Source organism: Mesorhizobium caraganae (genome assembly GCF_016836705.1).
GTDB classification, from domain to species: domain Bacteria; phylum Pseudomonadota; class Alphaproteobacteria; order Rhizobiales; family Rhizobiaceae; genus Mesorhizobium; species Mesorhizobium caraganae.
On record NZ_JAFCGY010000090.1, the window covers coordinates 1 to 1,205 of the forward strand.

General features: G+C 63.0%; 1 protein-coding gene. It reads right to left on the minus strand.

The window, feature by feature from the left end:
• A partial coding sequence (istA, locus tag JQK88_RS35385; protein WP_203281212.1) for an IS21 family transposase occupies window positions 1-1,205 on the minus strand: 1,205 nt, incomplete at both ends.

Below are 1,205 nucleotides of genomic sequence, written 5' to 3' on the forward strand. Positions count from 1 at the left end.
CGCGTACGTGCTTGTAACGGTAGATGCGGTTGCTGATGGCATGAGCACAGGCCTGCTCGACCAGCCGTGTCGGATACTTCCGGCTCAGCCCGACAATGCCCCACATCGCGCGCTGTCCGGGGCGTCCCTCGGCATCGAACATGTGTTGACACAGGGCCCTGGTTTGTGGGCCGATGCGACCGGCGTTTGCCAGCAGCACGGCGGTTTGCCGTGACGGATTGAACGGCCGTTCGTTGGCCGGCAGGACGACAGAACCGGGGTGCGTCATCCGAGTATGAACGCGCAGCAGCGCATGGGTGTGGCGATCACGGATCTCGATCGTGGAAGTGTAGAGGCGCACGATGACCTCACTGCCGATGAGCGCGGGCCGCGCGGCGTAATAGCTGTTGTCGATGCGAACGGTGGTGTCGTCGCAGACGGTCCGAACCACTTCAGTGAACATGCGGAAGGGGGCGACAGGCAGCGGCCGCAGGTGCGGCTTTTCCTCCTGGAACATGGCCTCGACCTGACGGCGAGTGCTGCCGTGGATGCGCTTGGAGGCCCAGTTCTCCTCCCAGTGCCTCAAGAACTCGTTCTGGGCTTCCAGCGTCTCGAAGCGCCGTCCGGCCAGCGCGGTGCCCTGGGTATGCTGAATCGCGTTCTCGACGCTCCCCTTCCGATTGGGGTCCGCCACGCGGGCCGGATCGGCGACGACGCCGTAATGAGCCAGCATTGCACTGTAGATCGGATTGAGCTCGGGCTCGTACAGATCAGGCTTGAGGACGCCTTCCTTCAGGTTGTCGAGCACCACATAACTGGCCACCCCGCCAAAATATCGAAATGCCTCTTCGTGAAGCTGCGCCCAGACTTGCTGGCTGGACCGCCAGACCACCCGCCGGAAGCTGCGCCGCGAATAGCGCAGCGTCATCACGAACAGGCGGGGACGACGGTACCGGCCGCTCTTGGGATCGATCGTCAGCGCGCCCTCGCCATAGTCGACCTGAGCCTCCTCACCGGGGAGGAACTCAAGACGATCAAACTGCTTTGGATCGCTGTGTCGCAACGTCCGGACAAACCGCTTGACGCTCTGGTAGCTGGACGGAAAGCAAAATTGATCGACCAAGTCCTGGTAGATCGCTTGCGCATTCCGTTTCAGGCGGACCTGGTCTTCGATCCACGTCCGATGCGGTTCGCAGGCCGAACGGGCCAGGCTGGTGGCCGTCGCT